This is a genomic window from Rhodococcus sp. BS-15 (genome assembly GCF_000813105.1).
GTDB lineage: Bacteria > Actinomycetota > Actinomycetes > Mycobacteriales > Mycobacteriaceae > Rhodococcoides.
On record NZ_BAOX01000528.1, the window covers coordinates 1 to 1,563 of the forward strand.

Annotated in this window: 2 protein-coding genes and 1 pseudogene; 2 read left to right on the forward strand and 1 reads right to left on the reverse strand. The window is 64.4% G+C overall.

Annotated features, from left to right (window positions below):
- On the reverse strand, nt 1–512 hold a 512-nt coding region (locus RHBS_RS27615; RefSeq protein ID WP_187298674.1), incomplete at its 3' end, for a CoA transferase.
- Nucleotides 513–605: 93 nt separating this feature from the next.
- On the opposite strand from RHBS_RS27615, the gene RHBS_RS27620 reads away from it, so the two are divergent.
- A complete protein-coding gene (locus RHBS_RS27620) occupies nt 606–1,214 on the forward strand; it encodes a TetR/AcrR family transcriptional regulator (protein WP_006368933.1) in 609 nt (202 codons plus the stop codon).
- Nucleotides 1,215–1,364: 150 nt separating this feature from the next.
- Nucleotides 1,365–1,563, forward strand: a pseudogene (locus tag RHBS_RS27625) (SDR family NAD(P)-dependent oxidoreductase); the annotation flags it as partial.

Below are 1,563 nucleotides of genomic sequence, written 5' to 3' on the forward strand. Positions count from 1 at the left end.
GTCCGGTCGCGCTCGCGAAGCGCGAGCAGCACCTCTGCGACAGCGCGTTCGGCGCCCAGCAGATCCACGACCGGCACCGTCGGCATGACGCCGGGAACCACCATGCCGTACGCCGCCTGATAGGTCAGGTCGTGCCCGGCTTCGTCGGCGCGCTCTCCGTCGTACCCGACGATCTCGACGTGGGAGAGCGCGGGACGCGCGGCGACCGCCGCATCGATCCCGAGCTTGTGAAGCGCAGACGGTCGCATCGCGGTGATCAGTACGTCAGCCGCGTCCAGTTCCGTTTCGAACACCGCACGGCCAGCATCGGTCTTGAGGTCGACTGTAAGGACCGTCTGTCCCTGTGCCAGGGCGTCGTACCAGGAGGGCGTGACAGTCCGCAGCGTATCGCCCGCCGGCCCCTCGATCTTATGAACTTGAGCACCAAGCGCGCACAGCCGCGCTGCTGCAACCGGACCGGGGACATTGACCGCGAGGGTCACTACACGAATACCGGACAGTTCTTGTGTCATGAATCACTCCTCTTGCTATACGCTCGTATAGTAGCTAGTACATATGTATGGGTCAAGCACGGTTTGTATACTCGCGGTCCAAGGAGGCTTGTGATGGGTGAACCCTTCGTTACAGGCGGCGACCTCACGGCTCGGGCGAGGATCCGGAACGCTGCGCTTGACCTCTACGCGGCATCTGGTGAGGACAAAGTGTCGATGCGCGCCGTCGCCGCAGAAGCGGGTGTCGCCGTCGGCCTCGTTCAGCATCACTTCAAGACGAAGGAGGGGCTGCGCCAGGCGGTTGACCAGCTCATCGTTGACTACCACGCGTTGGCGATCGCTGATGCTGCCCCCGACGGTGGATCGGCTGCACAGGTCGCTGCCGCCCGTGATCTCGCCGTCAGCCGGATGTTGCAGTCACATCCATCTGTGGTCAACTACATGCGGCGCGTATTACTCGATCCGTCGGCACCACCGGATGGGCTGTTAGCGCGGCTGACCGACCTGAGTAGACAGCAGGTGATCGCCCTGCGTGACGCGGGAGTGGCCTCCACAGGCCAGCCCGTCGCGGAACAGACCGTCAAACTCATGGTCCGCCAACTGGGGCGAATCTTCCTGCAGCCCATGGTCGACGCGATGTGGACACAACTTGCGGATGCAGAACACCTATCCGCGGACCAACCGGCATTGACAGTTGAGGCTGCTGTCCATCTAGGTTCGTGACCTGGGCGAGCCTGGCCTCGCCCGACTGCTCGTCGAACCTGCTTCCCCGGAATCGCTCGATGGTCCCGGGGCATTGAACTCGTACCTCACTGGTGAGGTGCGCCGCACTCGCATTTTCGGCGAGTGCTCCACTACAGAAGGGAATCAGCCATGGACGTCTCCGGCTCCTCCGTCATCGTCACCGGTGGCGCATCCGGCCTCGGCGCCGCCACCGCGAAGCGCTTCGCCGATGCCGGCGCCACCGTCTTCGGCCTCGACCTGCAGCCGTCGATCGACAAGGCCGCCCCCGGTCGAGAACGTGCACCTCGTCGCGACCGACGTGACCAAGGAGGACGAGGTCCTCGCCGCG

Coding starts and splice junctions, on each gene's coding strand:
- RHBS_RS27620 (WP_006368933.1), top strand. CDS start 606: ATGGGTGAACCCTTCGTTACAGGCGGCGACCTCACGGCTCGGGCGAGG.